The organism is Acidovorax sp. HMWF018, from assembly GCF_003061035.1.
GTDB classification, from domain to species: domain Bacteria; phylum Pseudomonadota; class Gammaproteobacteria; order Burkholderiales; family Burkholderiaceae_C; genus Acidovorax; species Acidovorax delafieldii.
In genome coordinates this window covers 1-464 of the sequence record NZ_QAIM01000459.1, presented here as the reverse complement: position 1 = coordinate 464, position 464 = coordinate 1, and the positions used below count along the sequence as shown (strand labels likewise).

The 464-nt window shown below is 72.4% G+C and carries 1 protein-coding gene; it reads right to left on the bottom strand.

Features of this window, described 5'->3' with window-relative positions; all coding sequences use genetic code 11:
- The coding region (locus DBR23_RS31140; protein WP_233250577.1) for a type II secretion system protein GspL at positions 1-464 on the bottom strand (464 nt) is incomplete at both ends.

Here is a 464-nt window from a genome sequence, read left to right as displayed (position 1 = left end):
GACCATGAGAGCCTGGTCTTCACCGGTGTCGGCGGCTGGCAAGCCTACGCGTGCCAGTGTCAGGGCCATGGGGGTCAGCGGCAGCACCGCCACGCCTTGGTCGGCGCCATGGCCGGTCAGCACCACATACGCCTCTTCGGGCGTGCCCAGGGCACACAGCTCGGACTGGCCGCTGCCCGTGGGGCCGGGCGCAAATTCGGGCACCACGCGGGCCACGCGGCGGCCTGCGGCCTCCAGCGCCTGCAGGTGTTCGCGCAGCCAGGCGCGGTCGCACACGGCCACCCACACCGGCTCGCCAGCCTGCGCACGGCTTTGTGCGCCGGGTTGCAGCGCAAAGTGCAGCTGGCTGGCATCGTCCAGCACGCGGTCTTCGAGCAGGCCTTCGAGCACGGATCGCAGCCGGGGCGTCTGCTGGCCGGCACCCAGCGGCACGCCGGCCGGAATGGTCACGCGCTGCCACGACA